This window comes from Flintibacter faecis (assembly GCF_014287875.1).
Taxonomy (GTDB): domain Bacteria; phylum Bacillota; class Clostridia; order Oscillospirales; family Oscillospiraceae; genus Lawsonibacter; species Lawsonibacter faecis_A.
Genome location: NZ_JACOPN010000002.1, coordinates 173457 through 192096 on the forward strand (window position 1 = coordinate 173457; position 18640 = coordinate 192096).

Here is an 18640-nt window from a genome sequence, read left to right on the forward strand (position 1 = left end):
ACCACCGCACCGCCGTTTGTCAACCCCCTTTCGCAAGATTTTTCGTTATAAGAAACAGGGGCGGCCCAAGGGCCGCCCCACAGCGTGTCGATAAACCCTTTTCTGTCATTCCGAGGAGCGAAGCGACGTGGGAATCCGTAACCAAAACGTCGGGAATGTGCTGATACTCGTGAGTTTTAGGAACGGATTGCCACGTCGGCCCGTTGGGCCTCCTCGCAATGACAGGCTTTTTCGACAGTCTCAGGGGCGGCCCAAGGGCCGCCCCATAACTCCTAACTTCTAACTCCTAACTTCTAACTTCTAACTCCTAACTCATCCCTCGCCCAAAAGCGCCACCGCTCGGTCGATCACCTGACCGGCGGCATCCTCCTTGCCCATCAGGGGCAGTTCCTCCGCCCCCTGGCGGGTGATAACGGTGAGGATGTTGGTGTCCACGCCAAAGCCTGCGCCGGACACCTTCAGGTTGTTGGCACAGATCATGTCCACCTTTTTCTTCTCCAGCTTGGCCTGGCTGTTGGCCACCATGTCCCGGGTCTCCATAGAGAAGCCGCAGATCACCTGCCCCGGGCGGCGATGCTCCCCCAGCCAGGACAGGATGTCAACGGTGCGCTTGAGGGGGATGGACAGATCCCCCTCCTTTTTCTTGATCTTATCCCCGCTGTAGTCGCAGGGGGTGTAGTCGGCCACGGCAGCGGCCTTGAAGATAAGGTCGCTCTCCTCCGCCCGGGCAGACACCGCCTCAAACATGTCCTGGGCGGACACCACGTCCACCATCTTTACGAAGGGCACCCGTTCCAGCTGGGTGGGGCCGGAGATCAGGGTCACGTCCGCCCCCCGCTCCATGGCCCGGCGAGCGATGGCGTAGCCCATCTTGCCCGTGGAGTGGTTGGTGAGATAGCGCACCGGGTCCAGAGACTCCTGGGTGGGGCCTGCAGTGACCAGCACCCGCTTGCCCTTCAGGTCGTGGGGAAAGGCGATCTCCCGCAGGATATACTGGAGCAGGTCCTGGGGCTCCGGCAGCTTGCCCGCCCCCACTGCTCCGCAGGCCAGGCGGCCGGAGGCGGGGGCGATGACCTCCCAGCCATAGCGGCGGAGCATGTCCAGATTATCCTGGGTCACCGGATTCTCATACATATGGGTGTTCATAGCTGGGGCGATGAGCTTGGGACAGGTACAGGCCAGCACTGTGGTGGTGAGCATGTCGTCGGCCAGACCGTGGGCCAGCTTGGCGCACACGTTGGCGGTGGCCGGGGCGATCATCACCAGGTCGGTGCGGTCCGCCAGGGCAATGTGCTCCACCTGGTGGACAAAGTTTCGGTCAAAGGTGTCCACCATTACCTTGTTGCCCGTGAGCTGTTCAAAGGTCAAAGGGGCGATGAACTCTGTGGCATTTCGGGTCATCACCACCTCCACGCTGGCGTGGAGCTTCACCAGGGCGGAGGTCAGATAGGCGGCCTTATAGGCGGCAATGCCCCCGGTGATGCCCAACAGGACGGTCTTTCCCTTTAACATAAGCAGGTTCCTCCCAAAAAACGGGCCAAGGTTCCAAACAGACCGGCCCGCAGTGTTTTTTCCCATTATACCCGGTATTTTTCCCGGTGTAAAGCGGGGGTTTTCCACCGGGGTACGAAATTTGTGGAAAGCTTTGGGACATAAAGAACAGGCGGGTCTCCGAAGAGACCCGCCTGAAATGCGACGATTCAGTCAGAGAGGACGGGTAAAATTACTCGCCGACCTCGATGACAACGCCGGAACCCACGGTGCGGCCACCCTCACGGATAGCGAAACGCAGGCCCTTCTCAATGGCGATGGGGGTGATCAGCTCCACCTTCATGTCGACGTTATCGCCGGGCATGCACATCTCAGTGCCCTCGGGCAGGGAGATGATGCCGGTCACGTCGGTGGTACGGAAGTAGAACTGAGGACGATAGTTGTTGAAGAAGGGGGTGTGACGGCCGCCCTCTTCCTTGGACAGGACATAGACCTGGCCAACGAACTTGGTGTGGGGGTGAATGCTGCCGGGCTTGCACAGAACCTGGCCGCGCTCCACGTCGGTCTTAGCAACACCACGCAGCAGAGCGCCGATGTTGTCGCCGGCCTCGGCGAAGTCCAGGGTCTTGCGGAACATCTCCAGACCGGTCACGACGGTGGACTTCTTCTCGTCGGACAGACCAACGATCTCCACGGTCTCGCCGGTCTTGACGATACCACGCTCCACACGGCCGGTAGCAACGGTACCACGGCCGGAGATGGTGAACACGTCCTCGACGGGCATCAGGAAGGGCTGGTCGTCGCTGCGGGCGGGGGTGGGGATATAGTCGTCAACGGCGTCCATCAGCTCCTTGATGCAGGCATACTCGGGAGCGTTGGGGTCGTCGGACTCGCAGGTCAGAGCGTTCAGAGCGGAACCCTTGATGATGGGCACGTCGTCGCCGGGGAACTCGTAGTTGGACAGGGTCTCGCGGACCTCCATCTCCACCAGCTCCAGCAGCTCCTCGTCGTCGACCTGATCGCACTTGTTCAGGAAGACAACGATGGCGGGCACGCCGACCTGACGGGCCAGCAGGATGTGCTCCTTGGTCTGAGCCATGGGGCCGTCGGTGGCGGCGATGACCAGGATAGCGCCGTCCATCTGAGCAGCGCCGGTGATCATGTTCTTGATATAGTCGGCGTGGCCCGGGCAGTCAACGTGAGCATAGTGACGCTTGTCGGTCTCATACTCAACGTGGGCGGTGTTGATGGTGATACCACGCTCGCGCTCCTCGGGAGCCTTGTCGATGCTGGAGTAGTCCTCGTACTGGGCCTGACCCTTCAGAGCCAGATACTTGGTGATGGCGGCGGTCAGAGTGGTCTTGCCGTGGTCGACGTGACCGATGGTGCCGATGTTAACATGGGGCTTGGTGCGCTCGAATTTAGCCTTAGCCATTGGAATTTCCTCCTTATGATGCAGATATAATATGGTATGCGGGGCTGCACTTATATCAGGAATATTTTATCCTATTCCGTTCACAAATGCAACCCCATTTTCCAGAATTCAGCGGCCGGATGTCCGGTCGGCAATTACTCCTGGTTGCGGCCGCGCTCGGCAATGATCTTGTCGGCGATGCTCTTGGGGATCTCCACATAGCTGTGGGGCTCCATGGAGTACTGGCCGCGGCCCTGGGTGCTGGAACGCAGGTCGGTAGCATAACCGAACATGTTGGCCAGGGGGACCAGGGCATCGATCTGGGTGGCACCGGGACGGCTCTCCTGACCCTGGATCTGACCACGACGGCTGTTCAGGTCGCCGATGACAGTACCCAGGTAATCGTCGGGAGCGATCACGTCCACCTTCATGATGGGCTCCAGCAGCACGGGGCTGGCCTTGCGGCAGGCCTCCTTAAAGGCCATGGAACCGGCGATCTTAAAGGCCATCTCAGAGGAGTCGACCTCGTGATAAGATCCATCATACAGGGTGACCTTCACGTCCACCACGGGGTAGCCGGCCAGAACACCGGCCTGCATGGCTCCCTGGATACCGGCGTCAACAGCAGGGATATACTCCTTGGGGATGGCACCGCCCACGATGGCGTTGACGAACTCATAGCCCTTGCCGGACTCGTTGGGCTCCACACGGATCTTAACGTGACCGTACTGGCCCTTACCGCCGGACTGACGGGCATACTTGGTGTCCTGCTCCACGGACTTCTTGATGGTCTCCTTATAGGCGACCTGGGGAGCGCCCACGTTGGCCTCCACCTTGTACTCGCGGAGCAGACGGTCCACGATGATCTCCAGGTGGAGCTCGCCCATGCCGGCGATGATGGTCTGACCGGTCTCCTCGTCGGTGTAGGTCTTAAAGGTGGGGTCCTCCTCGGCCAGCTTCATCAGGGCGATGCCCATCTTCTCCTGGCCGGCCTTGGTCTTGGGCTCGATGGCCACGCGGATAACGGGCTCGGGGAACTCCATGGACTCCAGAATGATGGGGTGCTTCTCATCACACAGGGTGTCGCCGGTGGTGGAGTTCTTCAGGCCGATGACGGCGCAGATATCGCCGGAGTAGCAGCACTCGATATCCTCGCGGTGGTTGGCGTGCATCTGCAGAATGCGGCCGATGCGCTCCTTCTGCTTCTTGGTGGAGTTCAGAACGGTGGTGCCGGTGTTCAGCACGCCGGAGTAAACACGCACGAAGGACAGACGGCCAACAAAGGGATCGGTGGCGATCTTGAAGGCCAGAGCGGAGAAGGGGGCCTCGTCAGAAGCGGGACGCTCGTCCTCCTCGTCGGTATCGGGGTTCACGCCCTGGATCGCGGGAATGTCCACGGGGGAGGGCATGTAGTCCACGATGGCATCCAGCAGCTTCTGAACGCCCTTGTTCTTGTAGGAGGTACCGCAGGTCACGGGGACCAGCAGGTTGTCGATGGTACCCTTACGCAGGGCCTTGCGGATCATCTCCTGGGGAACAGGCTGCTCGTCCAGGACCAGCATCATGATCTCCTCGTCCAGGTCGGCGCAGGCGTCCAGCAGCTTGGTGCGGTACTCCTGAGCCAGCTCCATCATATCCTCGGGGATGGGCTCCACACGCATGTCCTTGCCCAGCTCGTCGTAATAGATGTCGGCATCCATCTCCACCAGGTCGATGATACCCTTAAAGGTCTCCTCACTGCCGATGGGCAGCTGGATGGGGATGGCATTGCACTTGAGACGATCGTGGATCATATTCAGAACGTTAAAGAAGTCAGCGCCCATGATGTCCATCTTGTTGACGTAGATCATGCGGGGGACCTTATAGTGGTCGGCCTGACGCCAAACGGTCTCAGACTGGGGCTCCACGCCGCCCTTGGCGCACATGACGGTCACAGAGCCGTCCAGTACGCGCAGGGAGCGCTCCACCTCTACGGTGAAGTCCACGTGGCCCGGGGTGTCGATGATGTTGATACGGGTCTGGGGGAACTGATCCTTGGTTCCCTTCCAATAACAGGTGGTGGCGGCGGAGGTGATGGTGATACCACGCTCCTGCTCCTGAGCCATCCAGTCCATGGTGGCGGTACCCTCGTGGGTCTCGCCGATTTTGTAGTTGACGCCGGTATAATACAGAATACGCTCGGTGGTGGTAGTCTTGCCCGCGTCAATGTGGGCCATGATGCCAATGTTCCGAGTATTCTCCAGAGAAACTTTTCTAGGCATACTTTGACTCCTTTATTACCAGCGGTAGTGGGCGAAGGCCTTGTTGGACTCGGCCATCTTGTGAGTATCCTCGCGCTTCTTCACGGCGGAACCGGTGTTGTTGGCGGCGTCCATGATCTCGCCGGCCAGACGCTCCTTCATGGTCTTCTCGCCACGGGCGCGGGCATAAGTGGTCAGCCAACGCAGACCCAGGGTCTGCCGCCGCTCGGGGCGAACCTCGATAGGCACCTGGTAGGTGGCACCGCCCACACGGCGGGCCTTGACCTCCAGGGAGGGCATGATGTTCTCCAGAGCCTGGGTGTAGACCTCCATGGGCTCCTTATCGGTCTTCTCCTTGATGATATCGAAGGCGCCGTAGACCACCTTCTGGGCCACACCCTTCTTGCCATCCAGCATGATGCTGTTGGTAAGCTTGGTAACCAGGACGGAGTTGTAAAGCGGATCGGGCAGAACCTCCCGCTTGGGCACATTTCCTCTTCTGGGCACTTTGCTTCCCTCCTTCATATAAAAATGATTTCATAGGTACTCAAACTGTGTCTCACAGTCCGTGTAATGCCTGTCCGAGGTCTGCCCTATATATAGGGAAACGCTCGGCAAGGCGATTGCCTTGCGCGGTAGCGCACAATGCAAATTCAGGTCAAGTCAATTAAGACTTGAGGGGTGAAAACGGGCTATGCCGTTTTCCTGACCGGAAGCGTCTTACTTCTTGCCGGCCTTGGGACGCTTGGCACCGTACTTGGAACGAGCCTGCATACGGCCATTCACGCCCTGGGCATCCAGAGTGCCGCGGATGATGTGGTAACGCACACCGGGAAGGTCCTTGACACGGCCGCCGCGGATCATGACCACGGAGTGCTCCTGCAGGTTGTGGCCGACACCGGGGATATAGGCGGTGACCTCATAGCCGTTGGTCAGACGCACACGGGCGATCTTACGCAGAGCGGAGTTCGGCTTCTTAGGAGTGGAAGTACGAACGGCGGTGCACACGCCTCTCTTCTGAGGAGAAGGCAGGTCGGTGGACTTGTTCTTCAGGGTGTTCAGACCGTGCTGAAGGGCGGGAGAGGTGGACTTGTAAGTCGCCTGGCTGCGGCCCTTGCGAACCAGCTGATTAAAAGTAGGCATGGTTTTCCTCCTTTCCAAAAATCTGCCCCGCTTGGGGGCATGTAATATATTTTAACAGAAAAGGCAAGCCTTATTCCATTAAAACCAAATGAATTCGCGCAGATCACCGCACCAGGGCGGCGGCGGCGCTTTTCACGGCGATGCCGCAGGCGGCTCCCAGGTCGGCCATGGAGATATCGTTCTCCACCGGGACCTGTCCCTCCTGGGCCAGCCGGGCCAGGGGTTCTACCACGCGGGGGTCTGCATCACAGGCCAGGAACACTTTGCAGGCGCGGCCGTCGTTCAGCGCACGGCGGACCTGCTTTGCACCCACGACCTTGTCGACGCTGCTCAGTTCAGATACCATTTCGGTGCCCTCCTCTCCCCCGGCAAAGGCAGGGGGCGTTTCATTGGGAGAAAGGGCGCAAAACCCCTATCACCGCAATTTCAGATTATAACAGACCGTCAAGCCCCCGTCAAGCTTAAATCCACAAGAATTCCACAAAGTTTTCCACCAGTTCCCTCCGGTTTTCGTAGAAAACAGGAAACCGCCCTGTTTTCTCCCCTTTCAAGGCTGCTCTTTCAGTCTATCGCGCATAGTGTACGCCCCGCCGGGGCATACTTTTCTCCAGATATGAGAGGAGGCGATGAGCATGACCGCTCACGTAAATGATGCCTGCATCGGCTGCGGACTGTGTACCGGGGTATGCCCCGGCATTTTCATCATGACAGAGGAGGGGGTGGCCGCCGCCAGGGACGAGATCTTCCCCGAGCAGGAGGCCCAGGTCCGCCAGGCGGCGGAGGACTGCCCTGTCAACGCCATTGAGGTGCGCTGAACAGACAGGGTGCGGCCCGCAGAGCTGCTGAAAGCAACTCTGCGGGCCTGTACGTTTTTTAAAAGCTTAATGCTTTAATTGTGCTCCTTCTCACCCTCCGGCATGGGCAGCTTGGCGGGGTCCAGGCCCATGGCGTACAGGATCACGTCGGCACAGTGGTCCACGCCGATGTCGGCGCTGTCCAGGGACAGGTGATAGTTCTGGGACACGCCCCAGTCCCGGCCCGTGTAGTGCTTATAGTTCACCCGGCGCTTTTTGTCCTTGTCCTGAAGCCGCTGCTCCGGGCTGCGCTCCGACTCGCCGTACAGGCGGACGATGCGGTCTGCCCGGTAGGCCATGGGGGCATGGACAAAGACGTTGAACACGTCCTTCCGCTCCCGCAGAATATAGTCGGCGCAGCGGCCGACAATGACGCATCCGCCCTCCTCTGCCAGCTTCAGGATGACCTCCCGCTGCATACACCACAGAAAGTCAGAGGCGGACATGCCGTTCATCACTCCAGGCATTCCCTGTCCCGCCAGGGCATAGGACAGCAGGCTCTTGCCCACGGAGAACTCCCCCCGCTCCTCGATGAACCGGGGGTCAAAGCCGGTCTTTTCCGCCACGGCCTTGACCAGCTCCTTGTCGTAATATTTCCAGCCCAGGCGCTTGGCCAGGGCCTTGCCCACGCTGCGTCCGCCGCTTCCAAACTCACGGCTGACGGTGATGATCCGTTTTTCCATAAGAGTTCCTCCTTCGTCCAGCCCGTGCCCCGTCCCAAAGGGTCCACGGGTGGGCGGCCATTGTTTCCAAGGTGATTATACCACAGGTTCAGGAAAAATGGTATGCCTTTCTGCGTCAAAAAAACGCGCGGGCCCCAGCATTGAGGTCCGCGCGTCTGACATATACATGGTTTATCTGCCTTCTGCATTGCCCAGCAGATCTACGATCTGCGCCCCGGCGGGGGGCTGAGTGCTGGGCTTCTGGCTGGTAGCCTGATAAGTGCCGTCCATGGTCATGGTCAGCTTGACCAGGCTGCCCTCGCCGTCATCCACGGTGAAAGCCATGTTGGCGTTCATAGTCTTGTCCTTCATGCCCACAGCCATGGTCATAGCGCCCATGCCGTCCAGGTCGGCCTTCATATCCATGGCATAGCCGGTGACCTTGCTGCCGCTGTAGTTCAGAGTAAACTTCACGGTGGCCCCGTCCTCGGTCATGGTACTCACATAGTCGGAGCCGGACTTTGTAAAGGAGCTGTCGGCCAGCAGGCCGTTCAGCTGGCGAAGGGTGTCTGCGGTGGTGCCGTTCACGCTGGTAACAGGGGCGCTCTTCAGAATGTCAGCCAGAGTCTGCTGGAAGCCCTGCTCGGTGCTGGCGGCACTGAGCTGCACCAGGGCGGCATAATTCATGCCGGTGGTGTCGCTCATCTGGTCAAACATGCTCTTCAGGTCCATCTTATACCAGGCCTGGTCGGGGGTGCCGGTGAGGCTGCTGAGTCCGGTCATGTTCATATAGAACACACCGCCGGTCACATCGCCCCGCAGGTCCACATTTACATTCAGGGGCAGCTTGACATCGGTGCCGCCCAGGACGGCCTGGGTCACATCCTGTCCGTTCATGGCAACCTTGGCATCGACGGTCATACCCGTTTGGAACTGCATGGCGCTCTGACCCTGCTGGAGCATGGTATAGTCGCCCTTCAGGGTGGCATCCACCTTCACAGGGCCCATGTCCTCGTTCTTGGAATCCACGTCCAGCACGGCGCTGTAGCTGCCGGTGACCTTCTGGTCCTGCTGGGCAAAGGACTTGGCGTAGGCCATGTACTCGTCCATGCGCTGATAGGTGGCCTGGTTATTTGTCAAAATGGCATCCACGTCGTCGATGATGACGGCCTTCTGGTCGGCGTCCCAGCCAACTTTATAGCCCAGGGCATCGGCCACCAGGCCGAAGGGGACATAGGTGCTGCTGGTGGATGCGTCGATGTAGGGGGCCACGTCGGTGGTGATGGTGGTGGTCTTACCGTCCTTCGTCAGGGCGATGGAAGGGGAACCGATGACCAGCTTCACGGTCACGCCATCCTTGGAGGCAGTGACGGAGCGCTGGGCATCGTTCCACTGGATATCCTTGAATCCCAGCCGGTCAAACACAGTGGCCATGGGCAGATAGGACCGGCTGTCCCGGATCTGGGGCACGGCATCGGTAAAGGTGACATACTGATCGTTGGCCAGCACATAGAAGTCCCCCTGCCTGGCGGGGACGGGGGCATCCGCCTTCACGGCGAAGGTGGGGACGCAGACGGCGGCGGTCATCAGCGCCGTGCACAGGGCGGTGCGAAATACATGCTTCATGCAAAACACTCCTTTTGATTCCTTTGATCATTGTGATCGTGATGTCATTGTGATCGTGCGTTGACGTTCTGCTAAGTAGGACAATTTTATTGTATCACAGCCGTGTGGAAAGTCAATGGACTTCATCCTCTTTCCAGTGATAATTGGGGAAATATTCCGAAACAAAGTCCACATCCTCCACCTGGAAGCACTTTCCGTCCAGTCCGGCCAGCGGTCCGGCATCGGTGGCGAAGTGAAACTCCAGGCGATAGGAGTACAGCGCCTGACCGTGGCGGCCATACTTTTTGTTCTCCCGCTCCCGGCCATACTTGCCGTCCCCGATCAGGGGGTGTCCGGCATGGGCGAACTGGGCCCTGATCTGGTGGGTCCGCCCGGTGATCAGGTCGCATTCCACCAGAGACAGGCCATGCTCCACCGCCAGAGTGCGGTAGAGGGTCACCGCCGTTTTGGCCCCGGGCTGGGGCCGGTCGGTGACATAGACCTGTTTTTTCACTTCGTCCTTCAAGAGAAAACCCTCCAGCTTTCCCTTTGGGGGACTCATGCGCCCCTGGACCACGCACAGGTAATACTTGTTCAGCTCCCGGTCCTTGATCTTCTGGTTCATCACCCGCAGGGCCTCCGCCGTCTTGGCGGCGATGACGATGCCGCCGGTGTTTCGGTCGATGCGGTTGCACAGGGCGGGGGCAAAGGAGTTCTCCTTGTAAGGGGACCACTCCTTCTTCTGATAGAGATAGGCCTGGATGTGGGTGAGCAGGGTGTTCACCCGCTCGTGCTCATCGGGGTGGACCACCAGGCCGGGGCGCTTGTCCAGCAGCATGATCTGGTCGTCCTCATATAAAATGTTCAGCTTGGGCTGATACAGAGAGAGAAAGGCGTTTTCCGGGGTGGGGCGGTCAAAGAACTCGTCGTTGATATACAGCTGGAGCTGATCGCCCACGTTCAGCCGCACATCCCGCTTGGAGCCCTTGCCGTTCACCTTCACCCGCTTCAGGCGGATGTATTTCTGAGCCAGAGGGGCAGGCAGCAGGGGCAATGTCTTGGCCAGCCAGCGGTCCAGCCGCTGCCCGGCATCGTTCTTCTGAATGGTAAACTCTTTCATGGCTGTGGCGCTCCTTCTTCCCCGGCGGTCTGTTCTCACCGGTCTGCCTGGTAATTCCACCATAAAACCGCCGTTTTGTCAACCGGCGGCAGGGGGGCTGCCCCCCCGTTTTCCCGGCTGATTCATCTCTCAAAAAATTTTTTCAAAAAAAGTTTGACATTCCGCGCCACTTTCTTTATAATACGTTGCGTACCATTATGCGAGTACGGGTGAGACCCGGGGAGGAAAACCATGCGTCTGGATTTGAGAAATGTCATTCATATTCCCGACGCAAAGGCGCCTTTCCAGCTTCAGGTGGATCTCTCTGACCTGGAGTTTTACGGGCGGAAGCCTATCGTCCGGCCTGTTCAGGCCCAGGGCTGCGTGACCAACCACGCGGGTGCTCTGGTTCTGGAGGGGACGGCCCGCTCTGAACTGGACCTGGTCTGTGACCGCTGCGGAAAGCCCTTTACCCGGGAAAAAGTGGTGGAGCTGAACAGTCTGGTGGCCCAGGAGCTGGAGGATGAAGAAAACGACGACATCCTTCTGCTGGACGGCACAGAGCTGGATCTGGACGAGGTGGTAACAGAAGCCTTTGTCCTTGCGATGGATACCAAAAACCTTTGCTCAGACGACTGCAAAGGGCTGTGTGCCGGCTGCGGGGTAAATCTTAACGAGGAGCCCTGTCGGTGCAAACCTGAAGTAGATCCAAGATTGGCGGCCCTGGCGCAGCTGTTGGATAACAAACCTGAGTGAGTAGTCGAAGTGCCTTGAATGGCACGCAAACCGAAGGAGGTGTCAACCATGGCGGTTCCTAAGAGAAAAGTGTCCAAGGCCCGGCGCGATAAGCGGCGCAGCTCCGTTTGGAAGCTGGAGACTCCCGGTATCGTGACTTGTCCCAAGTGCGGGGCTTACCGGCTGCCTCACCGGATGTGCAAAAATTGCCTGACCTATAACGGTCACACGTTTGGCAAGGTCGAGGCCCAGGCCCAGCAGTAATTTACTGTAGACAGAAAAACCGCGGCGGAATTTCCGCTGCGGTTTTTTTGTTTGTCAATATCATTTTCCTCTCGAAAAGCAGACGAGATATTGCCATTTTCTACATAATATGCTGCAATCTTTACAAGCGCTGCCAGTAGCGGTAAGCGGTGGTCCCTCTTTCGGGAGGAGGCCATACTTCTGTCCCCGGCTCTCCTCCACTCTATCGGAGGGGGGTGATGTACATGGTCACATATTCTGATCTATTTCAGCTCGGGATTTTGATCGTCAACATCATTACCCTGGTTCTCCAGGTAAGCGGCAAAAAGACGAAGTAACCGCCGTCCCCTCGTAAAGTTCGGCAGTTACTTCGTGTAACATCTGGGGGACCCCGCCTACCGGCAGCGCCCACATCTTCAATATTATTATACCTGTTTTACAGCGTTTGTCAATCCCTCAGCTACGGCTGGGGGATTTTTACATCTTCATCTGATGATAAAAATCCAGTGTTCCAAAGCCCCGCTCCAGTTGGGTCTGGACATAGTCCTCCGTCAGGCGGGACAGGGCGCCCAGGTCCTCGCCCCCCAGGCGGAAGGATAACAGGCGCTTGTCATCGCCATAGACCACGTGGCGCATGGCGGCCAGCATCCCCGGTGTCAGGGGGACCCAGCCGTCGCCGCTCTCCCGGCAGCGGGCGCAGCAGAGCACGCCCTCCCGCAAATGGAACCACGCCTGTTCCGGGTTCTCCTCCCCGCACAGGGCGCAGCCCTCGATAAGCGGCTCGTACCCCGCCAGACACATGGCCTTCAGCTCGAACACCGCCTTGATCTGCTCCGGGGGCCGATCCAGACATTCCAATGCATGGAGGCTGTTCAGCGTCAGGGACAGCAGTCCCGGGCTGGGCATTCCCTCCACCGACAGCACCTCGGCCATCTCGGCAAAGTAGCAGGCCAGGGCCAGCTTGTCCAGGTCCCGGCGCACTCCCAAAAACTCCCGCAGAGTAGATGCCTCAGAGACCGACCATTTGCCGCCCCGGTCAGACAGCACCAGCTCTGACCAGCACAGCAGCTGGCAGGCGGCGGCGATGGCGCTGCCCTTCTTCCGGCAGCCCCTGGCTCCGGCGGACAGCTTTCCCATGTCCGGTGTGAGCAGGGTGAGGATCTTGTCTGAGTCTTTATAGTCCACCGAGCGCACCACAAGCGCCCGGGTCACGGTTTTCAAGGCCCAAGCCCCCTCTCATCGGCAGCTTATGCCTTGTCGCCCTTATAGCCAAAGTTCTGGATGGCCGCCGGATTGTCCCGCCAGTTCTCCTTCACCTTCACCCAGGTCTGGAGATAGACCTTGGTGCCCATAAAGCGCTCCATATCCTGCCGGGCCAGGGTGGACACCTTTTTCAGCATACTGCCGCCCTTGCCGATGATGATGCCCTTGTGGCTGTTCTTCTCGCAATAGATGGTGGCCTCCACCTCTACCACCTCGTCGTCCCGCTCGGCAAAGCGGGTGATCTCCACGGCGGTGCCGTGGGGGATCTCCTTGTCCAGACACAGCAGCAGCTTCTCTCTCAAAATCTCCGCCATCATCTGCCGCTCCGGCTGGTCAGAGGTCATGTCCTCCGGGAACAGCTGGGGACCCTGGGGCAGATAGCTCTCCAGCACGTCCAGCAGCTCGTCCACGCCCTCGCCCGTCTTGGCGGAGATGGGTACCACGGCCTGGAACTGGTGGACCTGCTCATAGGTCTGGATGACCTCCAGCAGTTTCTCCTTCTTATCCAGGGTGTCCACCTTATTGATGACCAGCACGGCGGGGCAGCTGAGCTTCTTCATCCGGGCAATAAGCTGCTCCTCCGGCCCGCCCACATTGGGGATGGGCTCCACCAGCAGCATCACCGCATCCACATCGGCCACGCTCTCCTTCACCACATTGACCATGTAATCTCCCAGGCGGGTGCGGGCCTTGTGCAGGCCGGGGGTGTCCACAAAGACAAACTGGCTCTCTCCCCGGGTGCGCACGCCGCAGATGCGATTGCGGGTGGTCTGGGGCTTGTTGGTGACGATGGCCACCTTCTCCCCCACCAGGGCGTTGGTCAGGGTGGACTTGCCCACGTTGGGCCGGCCGCAGATGGTGATGATGCCCGATTTCTTGATCTCTGCCATATAAATTTTTCCTCAACTTTCTACATGATAACAGTTTGGTCTGATTCTCTTCGTCGCTGCCGGGAGGGTACAGGCCGATGCGGCGTTTTACTCCTCCCGGCGGATGCCCAGGCCGTTCAAGATGGCCTCCTCCCGCTCTCGCATCTGGCGCTTCATGGGGCCCTCGTCCATGTGGTCATAGCCCAGCAGGTGAAGGACAGAGTGCACCGCCAGATAGCTCACCTCCCGCTCCAGGCTGTGGCCGAACTCCCGGGCCTGGGCCGCCGCCCGCTCCAGGGAGATGCACATGTCCCCAAGGGGACATAGGCCCGTCTCCGGGTCCAGGTCCTCCTCGTCCTCGGGAGGCTGGCCCGGTGTCAAATCGAACATGGGGAAGGACAGCACATCGGTGGCCCGGTCAATGTTCCGCATGTCGGCGTTGATCTGGCGGATGCCCGCGTCGTCGGTGAGCAGCACGCTGATCTCGCAGGGCAGCCCCACCCCCTCCGCCGCCAGGGCCGCGGTGATGACCCGCCGCAGGCCATCCTCCAGCCCTTGGGGCGCAGAAACCTCCGCGTCGATCAAAATCTGATGGTCCATGATCCTCTCTCCCTCTTCTAGTCGAGCGGTCTGCGCCGTTTCCCTTCCTTGCGAGGGGGGCCCGGCAGGGCGATGCGGCGATCCGTCTCTTCGTTTTCCAATTATTATAGCTGATTTTCCCCCGCTTGACCAGCCTGGCCCGGAATTTTTTCCGCTCTCTCCGCCTTTTGCGGAAATTCCAGTGTTTTACCGGCTTTTTTCTCGGACGCACCCTTGCAATCGCTTTCTCATTTCGGTATAATATTGTGGACTTATTTTCAGCACAAGCCGGCCTCCGGCAGAGTATATAGGAAAGCGTGATCAACTTGAAGTATGATTTTACCGCCATTGAAAAGAAGTGGCAGACCAAGTGGAAGGATGAAAAGACCTTCGCCTGCCAGACCGGCGAACAGGACAAGCCCAAGTTCTATGGTCTGGTGGAGTTCCCCTACCCCTCCGGCAACGGCCTGCACGTAGGCCACGCCCGGCCCTACACCGCCATGGACGTGGTGGCCCGCAAAAAGCGCATGGACGGCTATAACGTGCTGTTCCCCATCGGCTACGATGCCTTTGGTCTGCCCACCGAGAACTTTGCCATCAAAAACCACATCCATCCCGCCAAGGTGACCCACGACAACATCGCCAACTTCTCCAAACAGCTGCACATGCTGGGCTACTCCTTTGACTGGGACCGGGTGGTGAATACCACCGACCCCGGCTATTACAAGTGGACCCAGTGGATCTTCCTTCAGCTGTATAAGCACGGCCTGGCCTATAAGACCACCATGCCCGTGAACTGGTGTACCAGCTGCAAGTGCGTCCTGGCCAACGAAGAGGTGGTGGAGGGCGTGTGCGAGCGCTGCGGCTCCCCTGTCATCCGTAAGGAGAAGAGCCAGTGGATGCTGAAGATCACCGCCTATGCCCAGCGGCTCATCGACGACCTGGACGATCTGGACTTCATCGAGCGGGTGAAGATCCAGCAGAAGAACTGGATCGGCCGTTCCACCGGCGCCGAGGTGACCTTTAAGGCCACCACCGGCGAGGATATCGTGGTCTACACCACCCGGCCCGACACCCTGTTCGGCGCCACCTACATGGTCCTGTCCCCCGAGCACGCCCTGGTAAAGCAGTGGCTGGATGCGGGCAAGCTGGCCAACGCCGACGAGGTCGTGGCCTATCAGAAGGTGGCCGCCTCCAAGTCCGACCTGGAGCGCACCGAGCTGAACAAAGAGAAGACCGGCGTGGAGCTCTCCGGCGTGAAGGGCATCAACCCCGTCAACGGGAAAGAGATCCCCATCTTCATCTCTGACTACGTCCTGTCCACCTATGGCACCGGCGCTATCATGGCCGTGCCCGCCCACGACGACCGGGACTGGGAGTTTGCCAAGAAGTTCGGCTGCGAGATCATCGAGGTGGTCGCCGGCGGCGAGGACGTGCAGAAGGCCGCCTTTACCGCCAAGGACGACACCGGCATCCTGGTCAACTCCGACTTCCTCAACGGCCTGACCGTGAAGGAGGCCATCCCTGTCATCACCAAGTGGCTGGAGGAGCAGAAGATCGGCCACGCCCAGGTGAACTACAAGCTGCGCGACTGGGTGTTCTCCCGCCAGCGCTACTGGGGCGAGCCCATTCCCATGGTCCTGTGCGAAAAGTGCGGCTGGCAGCCCCTGCCCGAGGACCAGCTGCCCCTGCTGCTGCCCGAGGTGGAGAGCTATGAGCCCACCGACGACGGCGAGTCCCCCATCTCCAAGATGACCGACTGGGTGAACACCACCTGTCCCTGCTGCGGCGGCCCCGCCAAGCGGGAGACGGACACCATGCCCCAGTGGGCCGGCTCCAGCTGGTACTTCCTGCGGTATATGGACCCCCACAACGACAAGGCCCTGGCCTCTCCCGAGGCTCTGAACTACTGGTCCCCTGTGGACTGGTACAACGGCGGCATGGAGCACACCACCCTGCACCTGCTGTACAGCCGCTTCTGGCACAAGTTCCTCTATGACATCGGCGTGGTGCCCACCAAGGAGCCCTATCACAAGCGCACCTCCCACGGCATGATCCTGGGCGAGGGCGGCGAAAAGATGTCCAAGAGCCGGGGCAACGTGGTCAACCCCAACGACATCATCGAGCAGTATGGCGCGGACACCATGCGCACCTATATTATGTTCATCGGCGATTTCGAGAAGGCCGCCGCCTGGTCCGCCAACGGCGTGAAGGGCTGCAAGCGCTTTTTGGACCGGGTGTGGAACCTGGCCACCGACCAGGAGCACACCGGCGACGAGTATTCCAAGGTCAACGAGGCCGCCGTCCACAAGGCCATCAAGAAGGTGTCTGAGGACATCGAGGCCATGAAGTTCAACACCGCCATCGCCACCCTGATGGCCCTGGTGAACGACTTCTATGCCAACGGGGCCAGCCGGGGCGACATGAAGGCCCTGCTGCTCATGCTCTCCCCCTTCGCCCCCCATATGTGCGAGGAGCTGTGGGAGATGGCCGGCTACGGCGGTCAGGTCTGCCTCCAGCCCTGGCCTGAGTACGACGAGTCCAAGACCGTGGCCGCCACTGCCAAGATGGCCGTTCAGGTCAGCGGCAAGGTCCGGGCCAACATCGAGGTGCCCGCCGATGCCGCCGATGCCGACATCGTCTCCGCCGCTCTGGCTGAGCCCAAGATCGCCAAGCTGGCCGAGGGCATGGAGCTGGTGAAGTCCATCGTGGTCCGGGGCAAGCTGGTCAGCCTGATCCTCAAGCCCAAGGCGTAATTGCTTTCTCCTCTCTCCCATCCCAAATCGAGATGGGAGAGGCGGATTTTTCTCCCCAGCCCATAAAAAAGTGTACATTCACACAATATTTACACTCTGGCGGGAAAACACCTCTTGACAGAAATCCCGCCAGCGCATATAATGGTACTGTTAAAGCCATATAAATGGCCCTTACGTGGCAGGGGACGCCCCGCCGCGCCGGAGGGAGGGAAATATAAATGTCGGAAGTCCGTGTAAGAGAAAACGAGTCTCTGGAGAGCGCTCTGAAGCGCTTTAAGCGCAGCTGCGCCAAGTCTGGTGTGCTGGCCGAGGTTCGTAAGCGTGAGCACTACGAGAGTCCCAGCGTGAAGCGCCGCAAGAAGTCTGAGGCTGCCCGGAAGAACAAGAAGAAGTTCTATTGATCTTCTCCCCTTCCAAGCCCAGTCGGCGTAATACCCGATCATAAAACCGTGTGACGTGTTCCGTCACACGGTTTTTCATTGGCTCTTCCCGGATAAAATCAGACCCAGCCGCCCAAATACAGGCGGCTGGGTCATTCTTATCGTTCGGTTTCCGGTGGCTCTTCCGCTGGCAAGTTTCTGCGGCGGACATCCTCCCGCAGCATCTGATAGGCCGCAGCGGCCAGGGGGACGGCCAAGAGCATCCCGCCCACGCCCAGCACGCCTCCGCCGATGGTCACGGCGGCCAGCACCCACACCCCGGGCAGACCGATGGAGGCCCCCACTACTCTGGGGTAGATGAGATTGCCCTCCAGCTGCTGCAGCACGGCGATGAACAGCAGAAACAGCAGCGCCTTTACCGGGGAGGCGGTGAAGATCATAAATGCCCCCACCCCTGCGCCAATATAGGCCCCGGCCACGGGGATCAGGGCGGTGAAGCCGATGAGGGTGCCCACCATGGTGGCGTAGGGGAAGCCCAGCAGCAGCATCCCGGCCATGCACAGCAGTCCCAGGATCACCGCCTCGGTACACTGGCCAACCACAAAGCGGCGGAAACAGCCGTTCACCGTGTTCAGCACATACATCGCACCCCCGTACCATCTCTCCGGGAGATAGGTCCGCAGAACTCGGGCGCACTGACTGCCCAGGCGCTCCTTGCCCATGAGCAGATAGATGGAGAAGATAAAGCTGACCAGCAGGTTAAAGGCAGTGGACACCGCCGAGGACAGCAGGTTGAGCATGGACCCCATCACGCCGCTCAGGCTCTGGCTCAGCCACTTGCCCACCGTCTCCAGGGCCTGCTTCCAGTCCACCGAGCCATCGGCCAGAGAGGCCCCGTAGCTCTCTAATAGCTGATCCAGACCCAGATTCCGGTCCAGCAGCGTCTGGTTCAGCTGCTCCACCACCGGGGCGGCCTGCTGGGCCAGCAGGCCCACGCACTGCACCAGCTCGGGCAGGACCATCCGCACCACCAGGGCCAGGATAGCCGCCAGGCTGGCATAGGCCAGCACCAGGCTCACCGGGCGGGACAGGCTGCCGCCCCGGGGAAACAGCCTGCTCTCCAGCATAGACATCAGGATATTCACGGCATAGGCCATCACCGCCCCCAACAGCAGGGGGGCCGCCGCCTGAAGCCCCAGCTGCGCCAGACGGCAGAAGGGTGTCCAGTAGTGGATGGCCAGATAAAGAGCAAACAGCATCCCGCCCAGGGGCAGCCAGCTCTTCCAGTTTTGTTTCACGCAGACCTC

Annotated in this window: 18 protein-coding genes; 5 read left to right on the forward strand and 13 right to left on the reverse strand. The window is 59.8% G+C overall.

What is annotated here, in order from left to right:
- Window positions 1-312: 312 nt before the first annotated feature.
- The 6 genes from coaBC to H8S55_RS03540 form a co-directional block, all read right to left on the reverse strand.
- A complete protein-coding gene (gene coaBC / locus H8S55_RS03515) occupies window positions 313-1512 on the reverse strand; it encodes a bifunctional phosphopantothenoylcysteine decarboxylase/phosphopantothenate--cysteine ligase CoaBC (RefSeq protein WP_186877854.1) in 1200 nt (399 codons plus the stop codon).
- A 211-nt stretch (window positions 1513-1723) separates the two neighbouring features.
- On the reverse strand, window positions 1724-2926 hold the full coding sequence (gene tuf / locus H8S55_RS03520) for an elongation factor Tu (RefSeq protein WP_186877855.1): 1203 nt from the start codon (window positions 2924-2926) through the stop codon (window positions 1724-1726).
- Window positions 2927-3060: 134 nt separating this feature from the next.
- Entirely contained in the window at window positions 3061-5166 is a 2106-nt protein-coding gene (gene fusA / locus H8S55_RS03525; RefSeq protein WP_186877856.1) for an elongation factor G, read from the reverse strand.
- Between the two features lie 15 nt (window positions 5167-5181).
- Window positions 5182-5652: a 30S ribosomal protein S7 gene (rpsG, locus tag H8S55_RS03530; RefSeq protein WP_186877857.1), complete on the reverse strand. Its 471-nt coding sequence runs from the start codon at window positions 5650-5652 to the stop codon at window positions 5182-5184.
- Between the two features lie 213 nt (window positions 5653-5865).
- The gene (gene rpsL, locus H8S55_RS03535) at window positions 5866-6288 is read right to left on the reverse strand and encodes a 30S ribosomal protein S12 (RefSeq protein ID WP_147562735.1); all 423 of its coding nucleotides are present in this window, start codon (window positions 6286-6288) and stop codon (window positions 5866-5868) included.
- A 103-nt stretch (window positions 6289-6391) separates the two neighbouring features.
- Window positions 6392-6634: a ribosomal L7Ae/L30e/S12e/Gadd45 family protein gene (locus H8S55_RS03540; RefSeq protein WP_147562736.1), complete on the reverse strand. Its 243-nt coding sequence runs from the start codon at window positions 6632-6634 to the stop codon at window positions 6392-6394.
- Window positions 6635-6920: 286 nt separating this feature from the next.
- On the opposite strand from H8S55_RS03540, the gene H8S55_RS03545 reads away from it, so the two are divergent.
- Window positions 6921-7103: a ferredoxin gene (locus H8S55_RS03545; RefSeq protein ID WP_186877858.1), complete on the forward strand. Its 183-nt coding sequence runs from the start codon at window positions 6921-6923 to the stop codon at window positions 7101-7103.
- Between the two features lie 74 nt (window positions 7104-7177).
- Here H8S55_RS03545 and H8S55_RS03550 read toward each other — a convergent pair whose 3' ends face one another.
- The 3 genes from H8S55_RS03550 to H8S55_RS03560 form a co-directional block, all read right to left on the reverse strand.
- Window positions 7178-7825, reverse strand: coding sequence for a cytidylate kinase-like family protein (locus H8S55_RS03550; RefSeq protein ID WP_186877859.1), 648 nt, complete (start codon window positions 7823-7825; stop codon window positions 7178-7180).
- Window positions 7826-7996: 171 nt separating this feature from the next.
- Entirely contained in the window at window positions 7997-9430 is a 1434-nt protein-coding gene (locus H8S55_RS03555) for a copper amine oxidase N-terminal domain-containing protein (protein WP_186877860.1), read from the reverse strand.
- A 112-nt stretch (window positions 9431-9542) separates the two neighbouring features.
- Window positions 9543-10529 (reverse strand): RluA family pseudouridine synthase, encoded by a 987-nt coding sequence (locus tag H8S55_RS03560; RefSeq protein ID WP_186877861.1) that lies wholly within the window; start codon window positions 10527-10529, stop codon window positions 9543-9545.
- Between the two features lie 231 nt (window positions 10530-10760).
- On the opposite strand from H8S55_RS03560, the gene H8S55_RS03565 reads away from it, so the two are divergent.
- Window positions 10761-11264, forward strand: coding sequence for a YceD family protein (locus H8S55_RS03565; protein ID WP_186877862.1), 504 nt, complete (start codon window positions 10761-10763; stop codon window positions 11262-11264).
- A gap of 48 nt (window positions 11265-11312) precedes the next feature.
- Window positions 11313-11507, forward strand: coding sequence for a 50S ribosomal protein L32 (gene rpmF, locus H8S55_RS03570; protein WP_147563917.1), 195 nt, complete (start codon window positions 11313-11315; stop codon window positions 11505-11507).
- A 456-nt stretch (window positions 11508-11963) separates the two neighbouring features.
- Here rpmF and recO read toward each other — a convergent pair whose 3' ends face one another.
- The 3 genes from recO to ybeY all read right to left on the reverse strand — a co-directional run bounded on the left by recO (window position 11964) and on the right by ybeY (window position 14218).
- A complete protein-coding gene (recO, locus tag H8S55_RS03575; protein WP_366467374.1) occupies window positions 11964-12698 on the reverse strand; it encodes a DNA repair protein RecO in 735 nt (244 codons plus the stop codon).
- Between the two features lie 35 nt (window positions 12699-12733).
- Window positions 12734-13639, reverse strand: coding sequence for a GTPase Era (gene era, locus H8S55_RS03580; RefSeq protein WP_186877864.1), 906 nt, complete (start codon window positions 13637-13639; stop codon window positions 12734-12736).
- A gap of 87 nt (window positions 13640-13726) precedes the next feature.
- Window positions 13727-14218 (reverse strand): rRNA maturation RNase YbeY, encoded by a 492-nt coding sequence (gene ybeY / locus H8S55_RS03585; protein WP_186877865.1) that lies wholly within the window; start codon window positions 14216-14218, stop codon window positions 13727-13729.
- Window positions 14219-14523: 305 nt separating this feature from the next.
- Between ybeY and leuS the strand changes: the two genes are divergently transcribed.
- Together leuS and rpsU are read left to right on the forward strand one after the other, a co-directional pair.
- Window positions 14524-16953, forward strand: a complete 2430-nt coding sequence (gene leuS, locus H8S55_RS03590; RefSeq protein WP_186877990.1) for a leucine--tRNA ligase — start codon at window positions 14524-14526, stop codon at window positions 16951-16953.
- A gap of 218 nt (window positions 16954-17171) precedes the next feature.
- A complete protein-coding gene (gene rpsU / locus H8S55_RS03595) occupies window positions 17172-17354 on the forward strand; it encodes a 30S ribosomal protein S21 (RefSeq protein ID WP_147563913.1) in 183 nt (60 codons plus the stop codon).
- 137 nt (window positions 17355-17491) lie between these two features.
- On the opposite strand, the gene H8S55_RS03600 is transcribed toward rpsU, so the two are convergent.
- A complete protein-coding gene (locus tag H8S55_RS03600) occupies window positions 17492-18631 on the reverse strand; it encodes an AI-2E family transporter (protein WP_366467280.1) in 1140 nt (379 codons plus the stop codon).
- Between the last annotated feature and the right edge of the window lie 9 nt (window positions 18632-18640).